This window comes from Herbaspirillum sp. SJZ106 (assembly GCF_006715495.1).
Taxonomy (GTDB): domain Bacteria; phylum Pseudomonadota; class Gammaproteobacteria; order Burkholderiales; family Burkholderiaceae_D; genus Herbaspirillum.
In genome coordinates this window covers 323,107-347,990 of the sequence record NZ_VFNI01000004.1, presented here as the reverse complement: position 1 = coordinate 347,990, position 24,884 = coordinate 323,107, and the positions used below count along the sequence as shown (strand labels likewise).

Sequence of the window (24,884 nt, the reverse complement as noted above, 5' to 3'; positions counted from 1 at the left end):
GCCCGCCGGCATCTCTTTACGCATTTGCAAGGCCCCCTCATGACCGAACCCGTCCGCCTCTCCAAACGCATGTCCGAACTCGGCCTGTGCTCACGCCGCGAAGCCGACGAATGGATAGAAAAAGGCTGGGTGCGCGTGGACGGCGTGGTGGTGTCGGTGCTCGGCAGCAAGGTGCTGCCGCACCAGAAAGTCACCGTGGAACGCCAGGCCAGCGCCGAACAGTCCCAGCGCGTGACCATCCTGATCAACAAACCCATGGGCTATGTCAGCGGCCAGGCCGAGGACGGCTACAAGCCGGCGGTAGTGCTGGTCAATGCCGAATCGCGCTGGAAGGAAGACACGGCCGAGATGCAGTTCCATCCGAAGCAATTGCGCAGCCTGGTGCCGGCCGGACGCCTGGACATCGATTCGGTGGGCCTGCTGGTGCTGACCCAGGATGGACGCATTGCCAAACACCTGATCGGCGAGGATTCCGCGGTCGACAAGGAATACCTGGTGCGCGTGAAGTACATGCGCCCCGGCAAGCTGCCCGAGCATGACCTCAAACGGCTGAACCACGGCCTGATCATGGATGGCAAGCCGCTCAAGCCGGCCAAGGTGGAATGGCAGAACGAAGACCAGTTGCGCTTCGTCCTGCGCGAAGGCAAGAAGCGCCAGATCCGCCGCATGTGCGACATGGTCGGGCTGAAGGTGATCGGCCTGAAGCGCGTGCGCATCGGCGGCGTCAAGCTGGGCGAGCTGCCCACCGGGCAATGGCGCTATCTGCGGCCGGACGAGCAGTTCTGACCCGGCCCGTTCAACCCCCGACCGCTGGCGCCCGGATCAGAGGAAGCGATCCAGGATCTTGCGGCTGTGCTTGTCCAGCGCCTTCAGGTCGCGCACCAGGAACTGGATGCTGTGGCTGTCGGCAATCAGCAAGGCCGACTGCGGCAGGCGCCGGATGTCTTCCTCGCCCTTCAAGGTAAACGTCGTGACGCCGCGACTGGTCTCCACCGTCCAGTCGCTGGGGGTGGCGTAGGTGGAAACGCCGACGATGCGCAAGATCTCCGGCATGAACTCGCGGCTGGCCAATTCCTCTTCGATCAGGGCGCGCACTTCCGCGCCGACCTGTTCCAGCCGCTCGATCCAGGCCAGCTCGTGGCCATCGCTGCTGACGATGGAAATGCCATAGTCCGGCGCCCCGATCGGGAACGCCCGCACCGGGATCACATTCTCGCTCTCAATGCCGTCGGCGCCGATGAAAACCAGCCGGCCGAAGCTGTTGCGGCGCAAGGCGATCGATGCCGGCGGCGCCTCAATTGCGGTTGGGATCGCGGTCATGCTCATTCTCCTCCCTCTGCCTGGCTCACCGAGACTTCCGCTTCACCCTCGGGATTGCGCGCCTGCGCCTGGTACAGCTTGTAATAATGGCCTTCGCGCGCCATCAATTCCTCATGATTGCCGACTTCCACCACCTGGCCGCGGTCCAGCACCACCAGGCGGTCCGCCTTGCGCAGCGTCGACAGGCGGTGGGCGATGGCGATCGTAGTGCGGCCCTGTACCAGGTTGTCCAGCGCTTTCTGGATTTCCTTCTCGGTGGTGGTGTCGACCGACGAGGTCGCCTCATCCAGGATCAGGATGCGCGGGTCGATCAGCAGCGCGCGCGCGATCGAGATGCGCTGGCGCTCGCCGCCCGACAAGGCCTGGCCGCGTTCGCCCACCAGCGAGTCGTAGCCCTGCGGCAGGCGCAGGATGAATTCATGCGCATGCGCCGCGCGGGCGGCGGCGACGATCTCTTCGCGCGTGGCGTCCGGCTTGCCGTAGGCGATGTTCTCGGCGATGGTGCCGAAGAACAGGAACGGCTCCTGCAGCACCAGGCCGATGTTGCGGCGATATTCCGAGATCGGCAGCGAGCGAATGTCGACGCCGTCGATGCGGATCGCGCCTTCCGACACATCGTAGAAACGGCAGATCAGGTTGACCATGGTCGACTTGCCCGAGCCGCTGTGGCCGACCAGGCCGATCATCTCGCCCGGCGCGATGGACAGGCTCATGTTGCGGATCACCGCGCGGTTGCCATAGCGAAAACCGATGTTGCGCACCTCGATGGCGCCCTTCACGTTCGCCAGGTGGACCGGGTTGGCCGGCTCCGGCACGCTGGAAACGTGGTCGAGGATATCGAAGATGCGCTTGGCGCCGGCGGCCGCCTTCTGCGTCACCGACACGATGCGGCTCATCGAATCCAGCCGGGTATAGAAGCGGCTGATATAAGCCAGGAAGGCGGTCAGCACGCCCACCGTGATCTGGTTGTTCGACACCTGCCAGATGCCGAACACCCACACCACCAGCAAGCCGACTTCGGTCAGGAAAGTCACTGTCGGGGTAAACAGCGACCAGATCTTGTTGACGCGGTCGTTGACCACCAGGTTGTGGCGGTTGGCCTCGCGGAAACGCGCCACTTCGCGCTTTTCCTGCGCAAAGGCCTTGACCACCCGGATGCCGGGAATGGTGTCGGCCAGCACATTGGTCACCTCCGACCAGATGCGGTCGATCTTTTCGAAACCGTGGCGCAGGCGATCGCGCACCACGTGGATCATCCAGGCAATGAACGGCAGCGGCAGCAAGGTCACCAGCGCCAGCCACGGATTGATCGAGATCAGGATGGCCGCCGTCATGATGATCATCAGCACATCGATGGCGAAATCAAGCAGGTGCAGCGAGAGGAACACGCAGATGCGGTCGGTCTCGGAGCCGATGCGCGCCATCAGGTCGCCGGTGCGCTTGCCGCCGAAATACTCCTGCGACAGGCGCAGCAGGTGCTCGTAGGTGGTGGTGCGCAGGTCGGCGCCGATGCGCTCGGACACCAGCGCCAGGATATAGGTGCGCGCCCAGCCCAGCCCCCAGGCCAGCAAGGCCGCGCCCAACAGGCCGGACAGGTACAGCATGGCCAGATGGGTATCGATCGGCGCGCCGTTCTGGAACGGGATCAGCACATTGTCCATCAGCGGCATGGTCATGTAAGGCGGCACCAGCGTGGCGGCGGTGGAAGCCAGCGTCAGCAGGAAACCCAGCAGCAGCGAGCCCTTGTAGGGCTTGGCGAAGCGCGACAGGCGAAACAGCGCCCAGGTCGACGGCGGCGCCTCCTTGACCTCGGGGCAGATGGCACAGCTTTCCTGCCCCTCCGGAATGGGCGCCTTGCACTGCGGGCAGATGTCGCCGCCCTCTTCTTCCGGCGCCACGCCGGATGCCGCCAAGTCGCGCTGCTGCTCGAACAGCTTGATCAGGCGCAGCGCCTGCGGATTCTGCGCCAGCGTATAGCGCCAGGCGGCCAGGCGGCCATGGGCATCGCACAACTCCAGCGTGCCGACGCCGGCATGGTCGGCATGTTTCAGGGAAAGTTCGGGACGGTAAGCCCACTCCTGCCAGACGGTGCCTTCAGGCGTGTTGGCCAGCAAGCGGGTTTCGGTGGCAAGCACCAGCGAAGACCTGAATTGCAATTGCGTGTCGAGATCCAACTCCAGCCAGGCCACGACCTTTTCGTTGGCGGCCAGGCGGGCTGCGGTTTCCGCTTTCCAGCGTTCGGGCAAGCTGGCAATGGCGGAAGGATGGGAATCAGTAGTCATTTAACGGCAACGTTGGGCCCGATGCGAGCGATTGGCAATCTATAAGAACCCGGCCGGCAGCATCCGCCGGCCATGAGCAGCGCGCGATTATAGCGCTCACCGGGGCTGGTTGACATTCAGAATGTCAACCAGCCCCGGCATCCATAACGCAAGACACCCCAAAACGGTGGACGCCGGGCGTGATTGCCGGTTCCCTTTCCCGCCGGATGCGACAACGGCTGCAGCGCGTCGAAATTCACGCCATAGGCGCAAGACAGTCTGAGACAATACTGCTGGCCGGCAAGCCTGCGCTGCCGGCCTTTTTGCCGCGGCAGTAAACCAATCGTGCTCCGATGCGTTAGTGGTGCATAGGTTATTCTGACGAAATACTGACTATCCATTACAAATCGGCAACAAAACATTGGCGCAACAGCAATAAACAATAAACGGCACAATAAAACGGCACATTACGCGGCACATCCTCCAGACATGAAAAATATCGAATTCCTCCGTTTCCTGCCCTTGCAAGGTCCCAACATCTGGACCTACCGTTCGGCCCTCGAAGTCTGGATCGACATCGGCGAACTGGAAGATTTTCCGTCCAACACCCTGCCCGGGTTCAACCAGCGCCTGACCACCTGGCTGCCTACCCTGATCGAACACCGCTGCAGCTACGAAGTGCGCGGCGGCTTCGTCAAGCGCCTGGAAGAAGGCACCTGGCCCGGGCACATCCTTGAGCACGTCACGCTGGAACTGCAAAACCTGGCCGGCCTGCCGGGCGGCTTCGGCAAGGCGCGCGAGACCAATGTGCGCGGCGTCTACAAGGTGGTCGTGCGCGCCCGCCATGAAACGGTCACCCGCGCCGCGCTGTATGCCGCGCGCGACCTGGTCATGGCCGCCATCGAAGACAAGCCCTACGACCTCGAAGCCACGCTCGAAAAGCTGCGCCGCATGGTCGACAAGCTCTGCCTGGGGCCCAGCACCGCCTGCATCGTGGATGCCGCCGACGAACGCCGCATCCCCACCATCCGCCTGTCCGAAGGCAACCTGGTCCAGCTCGGCCACGGTTGCAAGCAGCGCCGCATCTGGACCGCCGAGTCCGACCAGACCGGCGCCATCGCCGAAAGCATCTCGCGCGACAAGGACCTGACCAAGACCCTGCTGGAAAACTGCGGCGTGCCGGTCCCCGAAGGACGCCTGGTCGAGAGCCCGGAAGACGCCTGGGACGCCGCCGAAGACATCGGCCTGCCGGTCGTGGTCAAGCCTTGCGACGCCAACCACGGCCGCGGCGTCTTCATCGACCTCAACACCCGCGAGGAAATCGAGACCGCCTACACGGCCGCCCTGGAAGAAGGCAGCGGCGTGCTGGTTGAACGCTATGTGCCGGGCCTGGAACACCGCCTGCTCATCGTCGGCGGCAAGCTGGCCGCGGCCGCGCGCGGCGAACCGATCTTCATCATCGGCGACGGCAAGTCCACGGTGCAGCAATTGCTGGACGAACTCAACCGCGACCCGCGCCGCGGCCTGCTGGAAGAACACCTGCTCGACCCGGTGCTGCTGGAACGCGAACCGGCCGCCGTGCTGGAGCTGCAACGCCAGGGCCTGACCACCGAGTCGGTGCCGGCTGCCGGTCGCCGCATCCTGCTGCTGCGCAACGGCAACGTCTCGGCCGACGTCACCGACAAGGTTCATCCCAGCGTCGCCGCCGCCGCCTCGCTGGCCGCGCGCATCGTCGGCCTGGATATCGCCGGCGTGGATATCGTGGCCGAAGACATCTCGCGCCCCCTGGCCGAGCAAGGCGGCGCCATCGTCGAAGTCAACGCCGGCCCCGGCCTGCTGATGCACCTGAAGCCCTCCGAAGGCCAGCCGCGCCCGGTGGGCGAAGCCATCCTCGACAACCTGTTCGGTGAAGACGAAAATGGCCGCATCCCCATCGTCGGCGTCACCGGCACCCACGGCAAGACCACCATTGCGCGCCTGATCGCCCGCATCATCCACCTCTGCGGCAAGCATGTCGGCCTGGCCTGCGGCGACGGCCTGTATTTCGGCGAACGCGTGGTCGAACGCGGCAACCGCGCCAACTGGGGCGCTGCCCATCGCGTCCTGTTGAACCGCGCGGTGGAAGCCGCCGTGTTCGAGAACGGCAGCGTCTCCATCCTTTCCGAAGGCCTGGCCTACGACCGCTGCCTGGTCGGCGTGGTGGCCAACATCGATCCCAACGACAGCCTGCCCGAGTACTACATCGAAAACGCCGAACAGATGGCCACCAAGGTCAAGCGCACCCAGGTCGACGTGGTGCTGCCCGACGGCGCGGCCGTGCTCAACGCCGACGACCCGCTGGTGGCCGACATGGCCCAGCTGTGCGACGGCGAAGTGATCTTCTTCGGCGTCCACCCGGAATCGCCGCTGCTGGCCGCACACCTCAAGGACGGCGGCCGCGCGGTGTTCCTGCGCGGCGGCGACCTGATCCAGGCCGAAGGCGAGCGCGAGTTCAAGGTCAGTTCGGTGGACGCCATCCCGCTGACCGAAAACGGCGCCGTGGCCTACCAGGTCGAGAACGTCCTGGCCGCGGTGGGCGCGGCCTGGGCGCTGGGCATCGGTCCCGAGGTGATCCGCGCCGGCATCGAGCTGTTCGGCACCGAACAGGCCGAACAGCAAGGCTTCAAATTCAAGGCGCAGGCCGCCTGAACGCGGCACAAGCAATCAGTAACAGCACACCACTCAAGAGACACTCAGGAAAATTGTCCATGGACGTATCACGCATACGCGCACTGCGCGGCCCCAACCTCTGGAGCAGGCACACCGCCATCGAAGCCATCGTCTCCTGTCCCGCCGCGGAACAGGTGGTAGACGACATGCCCGGTTTCGAAGTGCGCCTGCGCGCGCGCTTCCCGCAGATCGGCTTCCTCGAACCCGACGGCGGCAAGCAGGTCGTGTCGATGGCGCATACGCTGGCCGCCGCCGCGCTGGCGCTGCAGTCGCAGGCCGGTTGCCCGGTCACCTTCAGCCGCACCGTCTCCACCATCGAGACCGGCGTCTACCAGGTGGTGGTCGAATACAGCGAAGAGGAAGTCGGCCGCCTGGCCTTCGACCTGGCGCTGGAGCTGTGCCGGGCGGCGCAAGCCGATACGCCGTTCGACCTGGCCGGCGCGCTGGCGCGCATCCGCGAGCTGGACGAGGACGTGCGCCTGGGGCCCAGCACCGGCTCCATCGTCAACGCCGCCATCAAGCGCGGCATCCCGTTCCGCCGCCTGACCCAGGGCAGCATGGTGCAGTTCGGCTGGGGCAGCCGCCAGAAACGCATCCAGGCCGCGGAGACCAGCAACACCAGCGCCATCGCCGAATCGATCGCGCAGGATAAGGACCTGACCAAGATGCTGCTGCACGCCGCCGGTGTGCCGGTGCCCAACGGCCGCGTGGTCACTACCGTCGAAGACGCCTGGAAGGCCACCGAAGAGATCGGCGCCGCCGTCGTCATCAAGCCGCTGGACGGCAACCAGGGCAAGGGCGTGGCGGTCAATATCAGCAGCCGCGCCGAAGTCGAGCAGGCTTTCGCCAATGCCGCGCGCATCAGCGACGAAGTCATCGTCGAGCGCTACCTGCACGGCCACGACTACCGCCTGCTGGTGATCGGCAACAAGCTGGTGGCCGCGGCGCGGCGCGACCCGCCGCAAGTCATCGGCGACGGCGTGCACACCATCCGCCAGCTGATCGACCAGGTCAACGCCGACCCGCTGCGCGGCGATGGTCATGCCACCTCGCTGACCAAGATCCGCCTGGACGACATCGCCATCTCGGTGCTGGCCGGCCAGCATCTCGACCCTGAAGCCATTCCGGCCCAGGGCGTGCGCGTGGTCTTGCGCAACAACGCCAACCTGTCCACCGGCGGCACCGCAACCGACGTCACCGACGACGTCCATCCCGACATGGCCGCGCGCGCCATCGCCGCGGCGCAGATGGTAGGCCTGGACATCTGCGGCGTCGACGTGGTGTGCAATTCGGTGCATGCCTCGATGGAAGAGCAAGGCGGCGGCATCGTCGAAGTCAATGCCGCGCCCGGCCTGCGCATGCACCTCTCGCCCTCCTACGGCAAGAGCCGCGACGTCGGCGAAGCGATCATCTCGACCATGTATGAAGACGGCGACGACGGCCGCATCCCGGTGGTAGCCGTGGCCGGCACCAACGGCAAGACCACCACCGTGCGCCTGATCACCCACCTGCTGGCCGAGACCGGCCTGCGCGTGGGCATGACCAACACCGACGGCGTCTACATCGACAAGCAGCGCATCGATACCGGCGACTGCAGCGGCCCGCGCAGCGCCCGCAATGTGCTGTTCCACCCGGACGTGGATGCCGCCGTGCTGGAAACCGCGCGCGGCGGCGTGCTGCGCGAAGGCCTGGGCTTCGACCGCTGCCATGTCGCGGTGGTCACCAACATCGGCATGGGCGACCACCTTGGCCTGTCCTACATCAGCACCGTGGAAGACCTGGCCGTGGTCAAGCGCGTCATCGTCGAGAACGTGGCGCCCACCGGCACCGCCGTGCTCAACGCGGCCGACCCGATGGTGGCCAAGATGGCCTCGTCCTGCCCGGGCTCGGTCACTTTCTTCGCCCTCGATCCGCAGCATCCGATCATGGCCACGCACCGCGCCCAGGGACATCGCATCGTCTACCGCGACGGCGATGCCATCGTTGCCGCGCAAGGCGGCTTCGAGCAGCGCCTGAAGCTGTCCGCCATCCCGCTCACGCGCAACGGCGGCATCGGCTTCCAGGTCGAGAACGTGATGGCCTCGGTCGGCGCCGCCTGGGCCTTGGGCCTGGACTGGGCGCACATCGCCGCAGCCCTGAACAGCTTCATCAGCGACAGCGACACTGCCCCCGGCCGTTTCAACCTGTTCGACTACAAGGGCGCCACCCTGATCGCCGACTACGGCCACAATCCGGACGCCATCGCCGCGCTGATCAAGGCCGTCGACAGCATGCCTTCCAAGCGCCGTTCGGTGGTCATCAGCGGCGCCGGCGACCGCCGCGATGTCGACATCACCCGCCAGACCGAAATGCTGGGCGATGCCTTCGACGAAGTGGTGCTGTACCAGGACCAGTGCCAGCGCGGCCGCAGCGACGGCGAAGTGATCGCGCTGCTGCGCCAGGGGCTGGAGAAGGCGACCCGCACTTCCGACGTCAAGGAAATCTATGGCGAGTTCCTGGCCATCGATACCGCCTTGGCGTCGCTCAAGGATGGCGACCTGTGCCTGATCCTGATCGACCAGATCGATGAGGCGCTGGCGCACATCAACATGCGCGTGACCGAAGCCTGAAACGGCTGATCGGCAAGGCCTGAACGGCCGGCGGCGAAATCTCGCTGCCGGCCGTTGTCTATTGGGGCCCGGCGCCCACGCTGCGCAAAATGAAATCCCTTCTCTGCGCCAACTTTCCCGCCGGCACTTCCACCAACCGATAGCCGAGCTCTTCATAGATCTCGCGCATCACATCGTAGGTGGCGACGGCCTCTTCCCAGCTTTGCTTGCGCTCCCGGTCGGTTTCATAGATCTCTTTCCACGGCGGCAGGATGAACGCCCGCCGGGAGTAGCGCCACGCCTTGGCCGCATGCCTTGCCAGTGCCAGCAGAGCGGCTGCTTGCGGCAAACTCTCCAGGCCTTCCAGCCGCATGTATCCAAGGAGGTCAGGAATGCCCCGGTCGCAAAAGACGATGCCCTCAATGGAATGCTTCGCCCGGACGGCATGTGCGCGGCAATGCGCGACCTCTGCCGCCAGCATCGCCTGCGCAAAGGCCAGCTTGTCCTTCCAAGGCAGCGCACGGCCCTCTGACGCCATCTGCTGCCGGATGATGGCGCGCCCGACCTCCTCCTTGATGCCGTGGCCCTCTTCCTGCAAGGCGTGCAACAGGGACGTCTTGCCCGCGCCGGGGCCGCCGGTGATGATGCAGAGATGCTCAAGATGACTGATCATGGATGGACTCCCGAAATTTCACGCATTGGATCACATGCGCCCGATGCCATCGGGCGCATGTGATCCAGAGAATTGCAGAGAATTATGGAGAATTGGTACGGGCAAGATCGATGCAACGTACGCCGCAGAAGGAAGGACGCACACCATCCCCATGACTGCCGGGATGGTGCGTACTGCAGAAGGTTCTTAATCGTCCTGGCCGGGATCGAGTTCCGGAAACAGCACTTCGGTAAAGCCGAACTGAGAGAAATCGCGAATGCGCATCGGATACAGGATGCCCTGCAGGTGGTCGCACTCATGCTGCACCACGCGCGCATGGAAACCATCGACGGTGCGGTCGATCGCATTGCCGTCCAGGTCGTAGCCCTGATAGCGCAGGCGGCTCCAGCGCGGCACCACGCCGCGCATGCCGGGTACCGACAGGCAGCCTTCCCAGCCGTCCTCGGTTTCTTCCGACAACGGTGTCAGCACCGGATTGATCAGCACCGTTTCCGGCACCGGCGGCGCATCGGGATAGCGCTGGTTGCTGCCGAAACCGAAGATCACCAGTTGCAGGTCGACGCCGATCTGCGGTGCCGCCAGGCCAGCGCCGCTGACGGCGCGCATGGTGTCGAACATGTCGTCCACCAGTTGCGCCAGTTCCGGCGTGCCGAACTGGGTGACAGGCTGCGCCTGGCGCAACAGGCGGGGATCGCCCATTTTGAGAATGTCGCGGATGGCCATCTGGTTCCTGCTCCCAAAAGAATGACGCCCGGCAAAACCGGGCGCCTCCATCATTATCGTCGATCCGGCTGGCCGCCGCTTGAGCCGCTGCCGCAGACCTTATCCGGCTTTACCCGGCTTTGCTTATCCGGCCTTGCTGCCCAGTTCCCTCAGGTATTCGCTGAACTCGGGGCCGGTTTCCGGGTGCTTCATGCCCATGGCCACCATCGCCTTCAGGTAGCCGAGCTTGGAGCCGCAGTCATAGCGCTGGCCCTGGTAGCGGTACGCCAGCACGGACTCGGCCTGCATCAGCTTGGCGATGCCGTCGGTCAGCTGGATCTCGCCGCCGGCGCCGCGGCCGATGTTTTCCAGGCAATGGAAAATGCGGTTGCTCAGCACATAGCGGCCGACCACGGCCAGCGTCGAGGGCGCATCTTCCGGCGCCGGCTTTTCGACGATGGCATTGACTCGCTCAAGACCGGGCTGGTAAGGCGTGGCGTTGACGATGCCGTACTGCTTGGTCTCGGCCCGCGGCACTTCCTGCACCGCCAGCATGCTCATGCCTTCGCGGGCGTAGATATCGGTCATCTGCGCCAGCACCGGCTTGACGCCGTTGTCGGTATCCATGAAGTCGTCGGCCAGCAGCACCGCGAACGGCTCTTCGCCCACCACCGGACGCGCGCACAGGACCGCATGGCCCAGGCCCAGCGGGGTCGATTGGCGGATGAAGATGCAATTGACGTTCTTGGGAACCACGTTCTGCACAATCTCCAGCAGCTTCTGCTTGCCGGCCGCTTCCAGTTCGCTCTCCAGCTCATAGGCCTTGTCGAAATGGTCTTCGATGGCGCGCTTGTTGCGGCCGGTGATGAACACCATCTCCGTGATGCCGGCAGCCACCGCCTCTTCAACGGCATAGTGGATCAGCGGCTTGTCGACGATGGGCAGCATTTCCTTGGGCTGCGCCTTGGTCGCCGGCAGGAAGCGGCTGCCCAGTCCGGCAACCGGGAAAACGGCTTTCGTGATCTTCTTGATCATGGTTTTTCCTGAAAATAGAGAGTCTTTGTTGCGTCCGACCTGCGTCGGTTGTGCGATCGATACGAGTCGGGCGCAGTTTAATACAATTCAGGCGCCTTCATGGCGCCTGGGCGCACAAGGCCTTTAGCTGGTCCTCATCCAGGATGGGAATGCCCAGCTCCTCGGCCTTGGCCAATTTGCTGCCGGCCTCGGCGCCGGCCACCACGTAACTGGTCTTTTTCGACACCGAGCCGGTCACCTTGCCGCCGGCCGCTTCGATCAATTGCGCCGCTTGGTCGCGCGACATGTTGGGCAAGGTGCCGGTCAGGACGAAGGTCTTGCCCTGCAAATGCTTGGGCTGGCTGTCGCTGCCCTCCGTTTCCGGCCAGTGCACACCCACCGCGCGCAACTGCTCCACCAGCTCGACATTGAGCGCATCGCTGAAAAATGCGCGGATAGAGCTGGCCACCACCGGGCCGATGTCGGCCACTTCCAGCAATTGCTCTTCGCTGGCCGCCAGCAGCTTGTCCAGGGCGCCGAAATGGCGCGCCAGTTCCTTGGCCGTGGCCTCGCCCACATGGCGGATACCCAGGGCATAGATGAAGCGGGCCAGCGTAGTCGACTTCGACTTTTGCAATGCATCCAGCACGTTCTGCGCCGACTTCTCGGCCATGCGATCCAGCGTGGCCAGCGCCAACAGCCCGAGACGGTACAAGTCGGCAGGCGTGGTGACAATATTGTTATCCACCAGTTGCTCCACCAACTGCTCGCCCAGGCCTTCGATATCCATCGCGCGGCGCGAAGCGAAATGCTGCAAGCCGCCCTTGCGCTGCGCCGAGCACTTCAGCCAACCGCCCGAGCAACGTGCGATGGCCTCGTCCTCGGCCCGCACGATGGGCGAGCCGCAGACCGGGCATGCGGTCGGCATGACGAAGCGGCGGGCGTCGGCCGGCCGTTTCTCCGGCACGAAAGCGACGACCTCGGGAATCACGTCGCCGGCGCGGCGCACGATGACGGTGTCGCCGACCTGGATATCCTTGCGCCGGACTTCATCCTCGTTGTGCAGCGTGGCATTGGTGACGGTGACGCCGCCCACGAACACCGGGTTCAGGCGCGCCACCGGCGTGATGGCGCCGGTGCGGCCGACCTGCACCTCGATCTCCAGCACCTGCGTCAACGCCTCTTGCGCGGGAAATTTATGCGCCAGCGCAAAACGCGGCGCGCGCGAGACGAAACCGAGATGCTTTTGCTGGTCCAGGCGATCCACCTTGTAGACCACGCCGTCGATTTCATACGGCAGGGTTTCGCGCTTGTCGCCGATGCCGCGGTAAAACGCCAGCAACCCGGCCGCACCGGTCACCACAGCGCGCTCCTTGCACACCGGCAAACCGAGTTGCTGGTACCAGTCCAGCAGCGCCGAATGCGAGGCCGGCATGTCCATGCCTTCCAACATGCCGATGCCATAGGCGAAAAAGCGCAAGGTGCGCTGCGCCGTGATGCGGGAGTCGAGCTGGCGCAGGCTGCCGGCGGCGGCATTGCGCGGATTGGCGAACTCCTTCTGGCCGACGTCGCGCTGGCGCTGGTTCAGACGCGCGAAATCCTCCTTGTACATCAGCACTTCGCCGCGCACATCCAGCACTGCGGGAATCTTCGTCCCGTGCAGGCGCAAGGGAATGGCGCGCACCGTGCGGATATTGGCGGTGACATTCTCGCCGGTGGTGCCGTCGCCGCGCGTGGCCGCCTGCACCAGCAGGCCATCGACATAGCGCAGACTGATGGCCAGGCCGTCGAACTTTAGTTCGGTGGCGTAGCGCACTTCCTGCAGCGTCTCCAGGCCATCCATGACGCGCTTGTCGAAGGCCTCGATGTCCTCGTCGGAAAAACCGTTGCCCAGCGACAGCATCGGGATATCGTGGCGCACCGGATCGAACTGCGGCAGCGGCGCGCCGCCCACGCGCTGGGTAGGCGAATCGGACGTCAGCAATTCCGGATGCGCCGTCTCCAGCGCCTGCAGCTCCTGGAACAGGCGGTCGTATTCGGCATCGGGAATGCTGGGTTGGTCCAGCACATAGTAGGCGTGGTTATGCCGGTTCAGTTCGTCGCGCAATGCATGCGCACGAACCAGCCAGTCCGGCGCCCCTGGCGGGGGCGGACCTGCGGAAAACAAATCTGGTTGCATCTTGATTGGCCGGGGCTTAGAGCGTGTTATGAACTATTTCAGCTCCCGCGCAGCCCCGGAAAGGGGCTGAATGCAAGGCGCGACGACGCGCCGTAGTGGTGCTACGGCAAGGAGGAGTAACGCAGCAGGCGGCCTCTTTCCGGGGCTGCCCGAAGGGTTCGGATGAGAAAGGCGCATTGCGGCATTGCGACGCTTGCACGGCATCCCTTCTCATCCGAACGCGGGGGCTGAAATAGGTCATGACACGCTCTAACTAAACAAGCGCAGCGCGCGCGTGGAACCTGCGGGAATGTCGGCCGACTCCATGGCGCTGTAGAACGCCGCCACTTGCTCGGCGATATCGGCCAGCGCGGCGTCGGACAGCATCTGGTTGCTGTCGTCGACCATGGTGCCGCCCAGGCGTGCGACCAGCGAACGGGCGCAGGCCACCAGCGCGCCGTAGCCGTCGCGCGAAGGCGCCACTCGCGGCACGTCCAGCAGCAAGGTCAGGCGGTCGGTCGTCTCGTCGGCCTGGCTGGCGTTGGTCGAGAGCGCGAACAGCACCTCGCCTTCGCCGTCCTGCATCACCAGGTAGCCTTCGGTGCGACGGTCGAAACCCTGGCGGGTCAACGCCGCCAGCAGCGTCGCCAGGCTCCATGGCGCGCCATTGGTGCGCACGTTCACGCTCAACTGGACATCATGGTCGGCGATGAACTGGTGCAGCGCCTGGGCGGTCTTGATGACGTCGGGCATGTCGGGCAGTTCTGGCTCGCCGGACAGCGAATCGGTCAGGTCGCGCAGGCGCATGACCAGTTCCGAATACTCGATCTCGTTCATCGCATTGCTGCGGTTGGCCAACTGGGCGCCGGCCAGCAAGGCGGTATAGACGCCGCCGTGGCTGACCGCCTCCCATTCGCCTTCGGCGTTGCGGCCGATGAAATGCACCGGCTTGTTGCCCACATGGCGCAGGTTCTGCAACGCCGGCAGCAGCTTGTCGCCGCGCAGCGGGTGCTCCAATGCGATCGGGATGTTGCAGTCGATCAGTTCGTCCACCGGCAATTCGCGCCTGGGCTTTGCCGGCGCCGGCTGCTCCGGCGGCGGCGCAAAGGCCGGCGCCGACTCGACCTGCTCCTCGGCGCCGGCGATGGCTTGCGCCACCGTCGATTGCGGCGCCTGGGCCAAGGCCTCGGTCAGGGCGGCGTCGGCCGCGGCCGGCGCATCGCCGATATAAGGTTCGCGCTGCTCGAAACCGGCCTGGTCCAGGTAAGCCTTGAGCGGCGCCGGCTTGCGCTCGGGCAGGTCGTACAAGGCGGGCTCCATGCGGTCGTCGGGAATGTCGGAGGCTGGCGCGAAACCGGCCGCATGTTCAGCATGCTCCGCCATCGGCGACGGGGAGGCGTCCTGGTCCTGCGGCGACATCAGCACGTCGTCGTGCGATGAAGAAAAGGCGCGCTCCACGGTCTTGCGCGCCTTGTGTTCCTGCCACTTGTTGTAGGAGATGACGCCGACGACGAAGACGCCGCCGATCACGATCAGGCTGGTCTGAAGATCCATCATGCTGCTTGCCCCTTCAGTGTGGCTGGCGAAAATGCCGCGGCCCGGGCGGCGCGGCAAAACATGTTCGGCTCGATAAAGCTACTCATTGAAGGAATAAATGTTGTTATTTTTCATGGCCCGCAGGCCGTAAAAAGCATGCCAAAGCACGTCAAACCTGGCGAATCCGGCCTCGGAAAACACCCCGGCCGGGCTGTATGACAAGGTTCTCAGGGTAGTGTTCCACCCCAGCCTTGTCAAGCCGACAAAGGCGCACAAAGCCGCCTCAGGCGGCCTGCTCGGCGCTGGAGAAGTTGGCTGCCGAATCCATGTCCACCGCCACGATGCGCGATACGCCCTGCTCCTGCATGGTCACGCCGATCAGCTGCTGCGCCATCTCCATCGCGATCTTGTTGTGCGAGATGAAGAGGAACTGGGTGTGCTCGGACATGCGCTTGACCATGTTGGCGAAGCGTTCGGTGTTGGCGTCGTCCAGCGGCGCGTCCACTTCGTCCAGCAGGCAGAACGGCGCCGGGTTGAGCTGGAACATCGAGAACACCAGCGCCGTCGCCGTCAGCGCCTTTTCGCCGCCCGACAGCAGGTGGATGGTGGCGTTCTTCTTGCCCGGCGGCTGCGCCATGACCTGCACGCCGGAATCCAGGATCTCGTCGCCGGTCATGATCAGCTTGGCCTGGCCGCCGCCGAACAGTACCGGGAACAGTTCCGAGAAATGGTGGTTGACCTTGTCGAAGGTATCTTGCAGCAGGCCGCGGGTCTCGATGTCGATCTTGTGGATCGCGTCCTGCAGCGTGGTGATGGCTTCGTTCAGGTCGGCATGCTGGGAATCCAGGAAGTGCTTGCGCTCGGAGGCCGCCGCCAGCTCATCCAGCGCCGCCAGGTTGACCGCGCCCAGCGCCGCGATGGCGTTGGTCAGGCGTGTCACTTCGCCCTGCAGGTAGGATGGCCGCATGTCGGCGGTCAGTTTTTCGGACAGCGCGGCCTCGTCGGCCTGGGTCTGCGCCAGCGCTTCGGAGAACTGTTCCTGGTTCAGGCGCGCGGCCTGCTCCTTCAACTGCAGCTCGGTGATGCGGTCGCGCTGCGGCTGCAGGCTGCGTTCGGCCTGCATGCGGTTCTCTTCGTGCGTGCGCAGCTGCTGCGACAACTGGTCCAGTTCGTGGCGGGCGTCGGCCAGCGCGCGCTCCTGCTCGCTGCGGCGATCCAGCAGTTCCTGCAAACCGGCCTGGGCCGCCTGGTCGTCCAGGCTTTCCAGTTCCAGGCTGCCCTGCTGCATGCTGGCGAACAGTTGCGCCGCCTGCTCCAGTGCGGTGGCGATGCTGCGCTTCAATTCCTCGATCTTGCTGCGCTGGGACTTCTCGGCGAATTCGGTTTCCTGCGCGGCGCGTTCCAGCTCGCGCAAGCGGGTGCGCGCATCGTTCAGCTGCTGTTCCTTGCCCAGGTAATCGGTCTGGCCGTTCTCGTGCTGCTCCTGCAGCTCGGCCAGCTCGATGTCTAGCTGCTCGAAGCGCGCCTCGGACTCAGCCTGCACCTGCTGCTGTTCAGCTTCCTGCATGCCGATTTCTTCAAGGTCGGTGGCGATCTGGGTGCTGCGCTGGTTGAAGCGCTCCTGCACTTCGGCCAGCTTCATCACTTCGATCTGCAGGCTGTGCGCCGACTGGGTCAGGCTGCCCACGCGCTGGCGCAATTCCTGCAAACGCTGCGAGGCCGAGGACAAGGCCGCCTCGGCGCGCACCGCCCGGCCCTTGGCTTCTTCGGCCAGCATGTATTGCGCGCGTTGCTGCTTGGTGATGTTCTCGATTTCCTGCTGGCGCGCCAGCATGCCGTCCTGCTCCGAATCCGACGCATAGAAACGCACGCTGGACTGGCTCACCACATGCCCCTGGCGGGTGACGAACACGCCGCCCAGCGGCAGATTGCCACGCTCGGCGAAAGCGATGGCGGTGTCGTCGGCCACATACACGTCCCTGAGCCAGTCGTTCATCAAGGCGCGCTGGCCGGGGTCGTTCAGTTGCAGCAGGTTGATGAAAGGCTTGAGGCCATTGGCCGCCGGCGGCGCCGGCTGGGCAATGCCGGCATTGGGCGCGTACAGCGCCAGCTTGGCCGGCGGCGCGTCGGAAAAGAAGGCCTTGGCCCAGTCCAGGTTGGACATTTCCAGCGCCGACATGCGTTCGCGCAGCACCGCTTCCAGCGCGGTTTCCCAACCCGACTCGATATGCAGCTTCTGCCACAGGCGCGGCAGTTCGGCCAGGCCGTGCTTCTCCAGCCAGGGCTGGACCTTGCCCTGCGCCTGCACGCTTTCCTGCAGTTGCTTCAACGCGGACAGGCGCGCTTCCAGCTGGGCATTGGCCGAGGTTTCCTTGCTGACCAGTTCCTGCGCGTCGCGGCGCTCCTCTTCCAGGCGCGGCAGCTGTTCCTGGGCTTCTTCCAGGTACATGCGGGCCTCTTCCAGCGAGGCCTGCTTTTCTTCCAGTTGCAGCCTGAGGTTGGACAGGTGCACGTCGTCCGGCATGGACAGGCCGTTCTTTTCCTGCATCAGGCGTTCGCGGCGCGCGGCCAGGCCGGAGAGGATGTTGGCGGCGTTGCGCTGGTGCGTGGACTGCAATTCGATCTGCTGCTGTACCTGCATGATCTTGCCGCGCGACTCGGTAGTCTTCAGCTGCGATTCGCGCCAGGCCTGCTCCAGCGCCGGCAGGCGCTCATTGGCGTCCTGCACCGCCTGCTGCGACTGTTCGACGCGCATGCCGAGCTCTTCCAGCGCGATTTCGGCCTCGGCCAGTTCATCCTGCTGCTGCGAACCCTGGCGCTGCCACTGGTCGCGCTGGGCGGTCAGCGAATTCAACTGCGACTGCAGCCGGTTGCGCGACTCGATGACGAACTTGATCTGCGCTTCCAGGCTGCCGATTTCGGAATTGGTCTGGTACAGGTGCCCTTGCGCCTGGTGCAGGCGGTCGCCGGCGCCGTAGTGCGCCTGGCGCATATGCTCCAGCTCGGCCTCGACGTGGCGCAGCTTGGCGGTCTGCTCTTCCAGGTCGATCTGGGCGCGTTCGATCTCCTTGAAGAATTTTTCCTGCTCGCTCTTGGCTTCGTTCTTGCGCAGCAGCCACAGCAGCTTCTGCTTCTCTTCCTGGTCGCCTTGCAGCTCATGGAATTTCTTGGCCACGGCGGCCTGGGCTTCCAGCTTTTCCAGGTTGGCGTTCAGCTCGCGCAGGATATCTTCCAGGCGGGTCAGGTTTTCGGTGGTGTCGTGCAGGCGGTTCTCGGTCTCGCGGCGACGCTCCTTGTACTTGGACACGCCAGCGGCCTCTTCCAGGAAGATGCGCAGCTCTTCCGGGCGCGCCTCGATGATGCGCGAGATCATGCCCTGGCCGATGATGGCGTAGGCGCGCGGCCCCAGGCCGGTGCCGAGGAAAATATCCTGGATGTCGCGGCGGCGCACCGCCTGGTTGTTGATGTAATAGGACGAGGTGCCGTCGCGGGTCAACGTGCGCTTGACGGCGATCTCGGCGTATTGACCCCATTGCCCCGCGGCCTTGCCGGCGGCATTGTCGAACACCAGTTCGACCGACGCGCGCCCGGCCGGCTTGCGGTGGGTGGAACCGTTGAAAATGACGTCCTGCATGGATTCGCCGCGCAGTTCAGAGGCCTTGGATTCGCCCAGAACCCAGCGCACGGCATCGATGATATTGGATTTGCCGCAGCCGTTCGGCCCGACCACACCCACCAGTTGCCCCGGAACCTGGAAATGCGTAGGTTCGACGAAGGACTTGAATCCCGACAATTTAATGGAAGTTAGACGCACGTTATCGACAAAATGAACTGGTTGGAAGAAAGCGGAAAATTTGCTTCCGGAAAGCCCGGTATCATAACATCGCCAGCCCCCGACTCGGCCAAATGACGGGCCATTTGCCGGATGACGAGCGCTGCCCCTGCCAATGCAAAAAGACGCCGCGCTTCAAGCCGCGGCGTCTTTCCATCCATCTTTCCCGCTCGTCTTCCCGCTTTTACCGAAGACAATCAGAAGGTCTCCCACTCGCCATCGTCGATAGCGGGCTTGCCCTTGGCGGGCGCGGGCTTCGGCGCCGGCAAAGGCGCGGCGGCAGCCGGCCTGGGCCTGGGCGTGGCCGGCGGCGCTTTCGGCACGGCAGGCCGGGCAACGGCCGCTGGCCGGTGCGCCGCCGTCGTCGGCGCCGGGGATGCCGTCACCGGCGCGGGCGGCACAGCTGCATTGGCCCCCTCTTCGACCTGGAATGCCGCTACCGCCTGCTTGAGGCGGCGCGCCTGCTCTTCCAGCGAACCGGCGGCCGCGGCGGCCTGTTCGACCAATGCCGCGTTCTGCTGCGTTACCTGGTCCATCTGGCCGATCGCATGGTTGACCTGTTCGATGCCATTGCGCTGCTCTTCGGATGCCGCCGAAATCTCGCCGACGATGTCGGTCAGGCGCCGCACCGCGGACACCACTTCGCCCATAGTCTGGCCGGCGCGCGCCACCTGCTCCGAGCCGCTGCCCACGCGCTGCACCGAATCCTCGATCAGGGCCTTGATCTCCTTGGCTGCCTGCGCGCTGCGCTGGGCCAGGCTGCGCACCTCCGATGCCACCACCGCGAAACCGCGCCCTTGTTCGCCGGCGCGGGCGGCTTCCACCGCCGCGTTCAGCGCCAGGATGTTAGTCTGGAAGGCGATGCCGTCGATCACGCCGATGATGTCGGAAATCTTGCGCGAGCTTTCGGTGATGCCTTCCATGGTCTGCACCACCTGCCCCACCACTTCGCCGCCGCGGCTGGCGATATCGGAAGCGCTGTTGGCCAGCTGGCCGGCCTGGCGCGCATTGTCGGCGTTCTGCTTCACCGTCGAAGTCAGCGAATCCATGCTGGAGGCGGTGGTGGCCAGCGAGCCGGCCTGCTGTTCGGTGCGCGAGGACAGGTCGAGGTTGCCGGCGGCGATCTCGCGCGCGCCGATATCGATGGCATCGGTGCCGTGGTGGATGCCCTTGATCACCGTCGCCAGGCGTTCGCGCATGGTTGCCATTTCATACAGCAGGCTCTTGGTGTCGCCGGGACGCGTGTCGACGCGCACGGTCAGGTCGCCGGCGGCGATGCGGGTGGCGATATTGACCGCATAGGCCGGCTCGCCGCCCAGGCTGCGCGTGATGCGGCGGGTGATGGCCAGCATCATGGCCGAGACCACCACGCCCACCACCAGCAGGATGCCCAGCAGCTTGAACAGGTCGGAACGGAATTTGGCTTCGACATCGTTGAGGAACACGCCTGTGACCAGATACCAGTCCCAGGCCTGGTTATGGATCAGGTAACTCAGCTTGCGGGTGCGGTTATTGTCGTCGGCGCCGGGCAGGCGTCCCATGTACTCGACGAAGCCTTGCTTCTGCTCCTTGCCGACCTTGACCATCTCGACGTAGTAGAGCTTGCCGTCCGAATCCTTGCGATCGGCCACGTTCTTGCCGACCACGTTCTTGTTGGTCGGGTGCATCAGCACCACCGGGGCGGAGTCGAACACGAACAGGTAATTGTCGCCGTCGTAACGCATGGCGGCGATGCGCTCCAATGCGGCCTTCTGGGCATCGGCCTGCTGCATGCGGCCGGCGGCAACCTCGTTCACATAGCTGGAGACCACGCCATTGGCGGCCTCCACCACACGGCGCAGTCCTTCCTTGCGCTCGTTGACCATGTTTTCCCGCGCGCTGAAGGCTGACCATGCAGCCAGCGTCAACAGGCCTATCCACATGACGACGAGCGCGAACAGGAGTTGTGCTTTGAGACTTTTCATTACTTTTTCTCCGCAACAGGCTGCCGGCGCCAAAGAGCGCCGGAAATGAGTATTTCTTGATGATTATTTTGGCGAACTGCAACAATACGCCACAAGCCAGCCCGACAATCGCATGAATACACCGCCATCGCCCCCGCGATTGTTGCGATTGAATCATCGGCAATCCGCCCTTCCGGCCTGTCGCCGGCTGCCGTTTCCAAGCCGTTTCCGAGCCGTTTCACCCAGCATTGGACGGCGGCGGCGCTTCATCGGAGCTGGTTAATGACGGTATAATCCCGAGCTTTCCCCTGCACCTTGCCAAAGGCCGCCGGCGGCATGCCGGCCAGGCCTCAGGATCTTTCCAGTTCAGCACCGTGAATCCCTTACTCGACCAGTTACAGCCCTATCCCTTTGAAAAGCTGAAGAAGCTGTTTGCCGGCGTCACGCCCGACCCCGCCTACCGCCCCATCAGCCTGGGCATAGGCGAACCCAAGCATCCGACGCCGTCCTTCATCCAGAAGGCGCTGGCCGACAATCTCGCGGGTCTGGCCTCTTACCCCGCCACCCTGGGCAGCGAAGCCCTGCGCGGCGCCATCGCCGACTGGCTGGAACGCCGCTACGGCATTGCGCGGCCCGATCCTGCGACCGAGGTGCTGCCGGTCAACGGCTCGCGCGAGGCGCTGTTCTCGCTCACGCAAACCGTGGTCGATCCGACCCGGCCCGGCGCATTGGTGATGTGCCCCAACCCGTTCTACCAGATCTACGAAGGCGCGGCCTACCTGGCCGGCGCCCAGCCGTATTTCGTCAACTCCGATCCGGCGCGCAACTTCGCGCCCGATTTCAGCCAGGTGCCGGAAGAGGTCTGGTCGCGCGTGCAACTGCTGTTCGTGTGCTCGCCGGGCAACCCGACCGGCGCCGTGCTGTCGCTGGAAGACTGGAAGGAACTGTTCGCGCTGTCGGACCGCTACGGCTTCGTGATCGCTTCCGATGAGTGCTATTCGGAAATCTATTTCAAGAAAGAAGCGCCGCTGGGCGGCATGGAAGCGGCGCACAAGTTGGGCCGTACCGGCTATCCGCGCCTGATCTCGTTCTCCAGCCTGTCCAAGCGCTCCAACGTGCCGGGCATGCGCTCGGGCTTCGTGGCCGGCGATGCCGCCATCCTGAAGAAATTCCTGCTCTACCGCACCTACCACGGCGGCGCCATGAGCCCGTCGATCCAGGCGGCTTCGGTGGCGGCGTGGCAGGATGAGACGCACGTACAGGACAACATCGCCAAGTACGTGGCCAAGTTTTCGCAAGTCACGCCGCTGCTGCAGGAAGTGCTGGACGTGGCCCTGCCCGACGCCAGCTTCTACCTGTGGGCGCACGTGGGCAAGCTGGCCGGCATCGGCGACGAGGAATTCGCCCGCCGCCTGTACGCCGAATATAATGTCACCGTCTTGCCGGGCAGTTACCTCGCGCGCGAGGCGCACGGCATCAATCCGGGCGCCGGCCGCATCCGCATGGCCCTGGTGGCCGAAGTGGATGAATGCATGGAGGCGGCGCAACGCATCGTCGCCTTCGCCAGGAAATTGGCCGCCGGCAAATAGGCCCCAATCAGCCCAACGCATACCGCAATCCGTTTTTATTTTTCACCCAACCGTTCATCGACATCAACATGACACAGTCCATTCAGCAAATCATCGACCAGGCGTGGGAAGACCGCGCCAGCCTGTCCCCCAAGACCGCTCCGGCAGACATCCGCAATGCGGTGGCTGAAGTGATCGCAGGCCTCAACGATGGCACCCTGCGCGTCGCCAACCGCCAAGGCGTCGGCCAGTGGGAAGTCAACCAATGGGTGAAGAAGGCCATCCTGCTGTCGTTCCGCCTGGAAGACAACGTGCCGATGTCGGCCGGCGCCGGCTACCCGCAGTTCTACGACAAGGTGCCGACCAAGTTCGCCAACTACACCGCTGAAGATTTCGCCCGAGGCGGCTTCCGCGTGGTGCCGCCGGCGGTTGCCCGCCACGGCTCCTTCATCGGCCGGAACGTGGTGCTGATGCCGTCCTACGTCAACATCGGCGCCTACGTCGATGAAGGCGCCATGGTCGACACCTGGGCCACCGTCGGTTCGGCCGCGCAGATCGGCAAGAACGTCCACCTGTCCGGCGGCGTGGGCATTGGCGGCGTGCTGGAGCCGGTGCAGGCCGGCCCGGTCATCATCGAAGACAACTGCTTCATCGGCGCCCGTTCGGAAGTCGTCGAAGGCGTGATCGTCGAAGAGAACTCGGTGCTGTCGATGGGCGTGTACATCGGCCAGTCGACCAAGATCTACGACCGCGAAACCGGCGAAGTGCACTACGGCCGCGTGCCGGCCGGCTCCGTCGTGGTGCCGGGCAACCTGCCGTCCAAGGACGGCAAGTACAGCCTGTACGCCGCGATCATCGTCAAGAAGGTCGACGCCCAGACCCGTTCGAAGACCTCGATCAACGAACTGCTGCGCGGCGAGTAATCACCGACGCAAGCTGTCCCCATGCGCCGCGCCGGCTGTCTTGCACACCGGCGCGGCGTCGTATTCTGAAGCGCACCCATCGCGCCGCATTGAACGAGTAAAAGAGCATGGCAAAAGACATCACGCTGTACGGCATCCCCAATTGCGACATGGTCAAGAAAGCCCGCGTGTGGCTGGACGAGCAAGGCATCGCCTACACCTTCCACGATTTCAAGAAAGCCGGGCTGGATGCCGCGCAGGCGCACGCCTGGCTTGAGGACGTCGAGCGCGACGTGCTGGTCAACCGCAAGGGCACCACCTGGCGCGCGCTGCCGGACGAACGCAAGGCTGCGATCACCGATGACGCCGCCGCGGTGGCGCTGATGGTGGAAAACCCATCGGTGGTCAAGCGTCCGGTGCTGTTCGACGGCAAGCAATATCACGTCGGCTTCAAGGCCGACCAGTATCAACACATTTTCGGCAAATAAATCATGAGCAAGACGCTGGCCCTGACCCAGGAACTGATTTCCCTCTCCTCCGTCACCCCTGAAGACAAAGGCTGCCAGGCGCGGCTGGCGGAACTGCTCGCGCCGCTGGGCTTCGTGTGCGAGACCATCCAGTCCGGCGACGTCACCAACCTGTGGGCGCGCAAAGGCACGGCGCAGCCGCTGCTGGTATTCGCCGGGCATACCGACGTGGTGCCGACCGGCCCGCTGGACAAATGGCAATCGCCGCCATTCGTGCCGACCCAGCGCGACGGCAAGCTGTTCGGCCGCGGCGCCTCCGACATGAAGACCTCGATTGCCGCCATGGTCGTGGCCTGCGAGGAATTCATCGCGGCCAATCCCGGCCACCAGGGCTCGATCGGCTTCCTGATCACCAGCGACGAGGAAGGCCCGGCCACCGACGGCACCGTGGTCGTCTGCAATCAACTCAAGGCGCGCGGCGAGCAGCTCGATTACTGCATCGTCGGCGAACCGACCTCGGCCAGGACCCTGGGCGACATGATCAAGAACGGCCGCCGCGGCACCATGTCCGGCAAGCTGACCGTCAAGGGCGTCCAGGGCCACATCGCCTACCCGCAACTGGCGCGCAACCCGATCCACCAGGCCGCGCCCGCGCTGGCCGAACTGGTGGCCGAACAATGGGATGCCGGCAACGAATACTACCTGCCGACTTCCTGGCAGGTTTCCAACATCCACGGCGGCACCGGCGCCTCCAACGTGATCCCGGGCGACGTGGTGATCGACTTCAACTTCCGCTTCTCCACCGCCAGCACCGTCGAAGGCCTGCAGCAACGCGTACACGCCATCCTCGACAGGCACGGCCTGGAATACGACCTGAAGTGGACCGTCGGCGGCCTGCCCTTCCTGACCCCGCGCGGCACGCTGAGCGATGCGCTGTCGTCGGCGATCAAGGCCGAGACCGGGCTCGATACCGAACTGTCGACCACCGGCGGCACTTCCGACGGCCGTTTCATTGCGCAGATCTGCCCGCAAGTGATCGAGTTCGGACCGCCCAACGACAGCATCCACAAGATCGACGAATACATCGAAGTGCGCCATATCGATCCGCTGAAGAACATTTATCGCCGTACGCTGGAAAATTTATTGTTATAGTCAAAACTCCTGGCTGAGCCATCGTAAGCCAGCGTTCTCCTCGATATCACTTCTACTGA

At 64.6% G+C, this 24,884-nt stretch carries 16 protein-coding genes; 7 read left to right on the top strand and 9 right to left on the bottom strand.

Annotated features, from left to right (window positions below; all coding sequences use genetic code 11):
• Nucleotides 1-39 precede the first annotated feature (39 nt).
• Nucleotides 40-786, top strand: coding sequence for a pseudouridine synthase (locus tag FB598_RS14750; RefSeq protein WP_141915344.1), 747 nt, complete (start codon nucleotides 40-42; stop codon nucleotides 784-786).
• 36 nt (nucleotides 787-822) lie between these two features.
• Here FB598_RS14750 and FB598_RS14745 read toward each other — a convergent pair whose 3' ends face one another.
• Both FB598_RS14745 and FB598_RS14740 read right to left on the bottom strand, forming a co-directional pair.
• Nucleotides 823-1,320, bottom strand: a complete 498-nt coding sequence (locus FB598_RS14745; RefSeq protein WP_141915346.1) for a DUF1854 domain-containing protein — start codon at nucleotides 1,318-1,320, stop codon at nucleotides 823-825.
• A 2-nt stretch (nucleotides 1,321-1,322) separates the two neighbouring features.
• Nucleotides 1,323-3,602 (bottom strand): ABC transporter ATP-binding protein, encoded by a 2,280-nt coding sequence (locus tag FB598_RS14740; protein WP_141915347.1) that lies wholly within the window; start codon nucleotides 3,600-3,602, stop codon nucleotides 1,323-1,325.
• 468 nt (nucleotides 3,603-4,070) lie between these two features.
• Here FB598_RS14740 and cphA (FB598_RS14735) point away from each other — a divergent pair, with 468 nt between their 5' ends.
• Both cphA (FB598_RS14735) and cphA (FB598_RS14730) read left to right on the top strand, forming a co-directional pair.
• The gene (cphA, locus tag FB598_RS14735; RefSeq protein ID WP_141915349.1) at nucleotides 4,071-6,269 is read left to right on the top strand and encodes a cyanophycin synthetase; all 2,199 of its coding nucleotides are present in this window, start codon (nucleotides 4,071-4,073) and stop codon (nucleotides 6,267-6,269) included.
• A 59-nt stretch (nucleotides 6,270-6,328) separates the two neighbouring features.
• Nucleotides 6,329-8,899, top strand: coding sequence for a cyanophycin synthetase (gene cphA, locus FB598_RS14730; RefSeq protein ID WP_141915352.1), 2,571 nt, complete (start codon nucleotides 6,329-6,331; stop codon nucleotides 8,897-8,899).
• Between the two features lie 58 nt (nucleotides 8,900-8,957).
• Here cphA (FB598_RS14730) and FB598_RS14725 read toward each other — a convergent pair whose 3' ends face one another.
• The 7 genes from FB598_RS14725 to FB598_RS14695 form a co-directional block, all read right to left on the bottom strand.
• On the bottom strand, nucleotides 8,958-9,551 hold the full coding sequence (locus FB598_RS14725) for an AAA family ATPase (protein WP_141915354.1): 594 nt from the start codon (nucleotides 9,549-9,551) through the stop codon (nucleotides 8,958-8,960).
• Between the two features lie 186 nt (nucleotides 9,552-9,737).
• Nucleotides 9,738-10,274: a peptide deformylase gene (gene def, locus FB598_RS14720; RefSeq protein WP_141915357.1), complete on the bottom strand. Its 537-nt coding sequence runs from the start codon at nucleotides 10,272-10,274 to the stop codon at nucleotides 9,738-9,740.
• A 123-nt stretch (nucleotides 10,275-10,397) separates the two neighbouring features.
• Nucleotides 10,398-11,288, bottom strand: coding sequence for a UTP--glucose-1-phosphate uridylyltransferase GalU (gene galU, locus FB598_RS14715; protein ID WP_141915359.1), 891 nt, complete (start codon nucleotides 11,286-11,288; stop codon nucleotides 10,398-10,400).
• 97 nt (nucleotides 11,289-11,385) lie between these two features.
• Nucleotides 11,386-13,446 (bottom strand): NAD-dependent DNA ligase LigA, encoded by a 2,061-nt coding sequence (ligA, locus tag FB598_RS14710; RefSeq protein WP_141915361.1) that lies wholly within the window; start codon nucleotides 13,444-13,446, stop codon nucleotides 11,386-11,388.
• Nucleotides 13,447-13,695: 249 nt separating this feature from the next.
• Nucleotides 13,696-14,982, bottom strand: a complete 1,287-nt coding sequence (locus tag FB598_RS14705; protein WP_141915364.1) for a cell division protein ZipA C-terminal FtsZ-binding domain-containing protein — start codon at nucleotides 14,980-14,982, stop codon at nucleotides 13,696-13,698.
• 262 nt (nucleotides 14,983-15,244) lie between these two features.
• Nucleotides 15,245-18,775 (bottom strand): chromosome segregation protein SMC, encoded by a 3,531-nt coding sequence (gene smc, locus FB598_RS14700; RefSeq protein WP_141915367.1) that lies wholly within the window; start codon nucleotides 18,773-18,775, stop codon nucleotides 15,245-15,247.
• 215 nt (nucleotides 18,776-18,990) lie between these two features.
• On the bottom strand, nucleotides 18,991-20,757 hold the full coding sequence (locus FB598_RS14695; RefSeq protein WP_141915369.1) for a methyl-accepting chemotaxis protein: 1,767 nt from the start codon (nucleotides 20,755-20,757) through the stop codon (nucleotides 18,991-18,993).
• Nucleotides 20,758-21,110: 353 nt separating this feature from the next.
• Between FB598_RS14695 and dapC the strand changes: the two genes are divergently transcribed.
• From dapC to dapE, 4 genes are all read left to right on the top strand, one after another.
• Nucleotides 21,111-22,325: a succinyldiaminopimelate transaminase gene (dapC, locus tag FB598_RS14690; RefSeq protein WP_141915372.1), complete on the top strand. Its 1,215-nt coding sequence runs from the start codon at nucleotides 21,111-21,113 to the stop codon at nucleotides 22,323-22,325.
• A 68-nt stretch (nucleotides 22,326-22,393) separates the two neighbouring features.
• Nucleotides 22,394-23,227, top strand: a complete 834-nt coding sequence (dapD, locus tag FB598_RS14685; protein WP_141915374.1) for a 2,3,4,5-tetrahydropyridine-2,6-dicarboxylate N-succinyltransferase — start codon at nucleotides 22,394-22,396, stop codon at nucleotides 23,225-23,227.
• Between the two features lie 107 nt (nucleotides 23,228-23,334).
• Nucleotides 23,335-23,694, top strand: coding sequence for an ArsC family reductase (locus tag FB598_RS14680; protein ID WP_141915376.1), 360 nt, complete (start codon nucleotides 23,335-23,337; stop codon nucleotides 23,692-23,694).
• Nucleotides 23,695-23,697: 3 nt separating this feature from the next.
• Nucleotides 23,698-24,825: a succinyl-diaminopimelate desuccinylase gene (dapE, locus tag FB598_RS14675; protein ID WP_141915379.1), complete on the top strand. Its 1,128-nt coding sequence runs from the start codon at nucleotides 23,698-23,700 to the stop codon at nucleotides 24,823-24,825.
• Nucleotides 24,826-24,884 lie beyond the last annotated feature (59 nt).

Coding starts and splice junctions, on each gene's coding strand:
- FB598_RS14740 (WP_141915347.1), bottom strand. CDS start 3,602: ATGACTACTGATTCCCATCCTTCCGCCATTGCCAGCTTGCCCGAACGC.
- cphA (WP_141915352.1), top strand. CDS start 6,329: ATGGACGTATCACGCATACGCGCACTGCGCGGCCCCAACCTCTGGAGC.
- dapD (WP_141915374.1), top strand. CDS start 22,394: ATGACACAGTCCATTCAGCAAATCATCGACCAGGCGTGGGAAGACCGC.
- def (WP_141915357.1), bottom strand. CDS start 10,274: ATGGCCATCCGCGACATTCTCAAAATGGGCGATCCCCGCCTGTTGCGC.
- cphA (WP_141915349.1), top strand. CDS start 4,071: ATGAAAAATATCGAATTCCTCCGTTTCCTGCCCTTGCAAGGTCCCAAC.
- FB598_RS14725 (WP_141915354.1), bottom strand. CDS start 9,551: ATGATCAGTCATCTTGAGCATCTCTGCATCATCACCGGCGGCCCCGGC.
- FB598_RS14680 (WP_141915376.1), top strand. CDS start 23,335: ATGGCAAAAGACATCACGCTGTACGGCATCCCCAATTGCGACATGGTC.
- FB598_RS14705 (WP_141915364.1), bottom strand. CDS start 14,982: ATGATGGATCTTCAGACCAGCCTGATCGTGATCGGCGGCGTCTTCGTC.
- FB598_RS14695 (WP_141915369.1), bottom strand. CDS start 20,757: ATGAAAAGTCTCAAAGCACAACTCCTGTTCGCGCTCGTCGTCATGTGG.
- galU (WP_141915359.1), bottom strand. CDS start 11,288: ATGATCAAGAAGATCACGAAAGCCGTTTTCCCGGTTGCCGGACTGGGC.
- FB598_RS14750 (WP_141915344.1), top strand. CDS start 40: ATGACCGAACCCGTCCGCCTCTCCAAACGCATGTCCGAACTCGGCCTG.
- FB598_RS14745 (WP_141915346.1), bottom strand. CDS start 1,320: ATGACCGCGATCCCAACCGCAATTGAGGCGCCGCCGGCATCGATCGCC.
- dapE (WP_141915379.1), top strand. CDS start 23,698: ATGAGCAAGACGCTGGCCCTGACCCAGGAACTGATTTCCCTCTCCTCC.
- ligA (WP_141915361.1), bottom strand. CDS start 13,446: ATGCAACCAGATTTGTTTTCCGCAGGTCCGCCCCCGCCAGGGGCGCCG.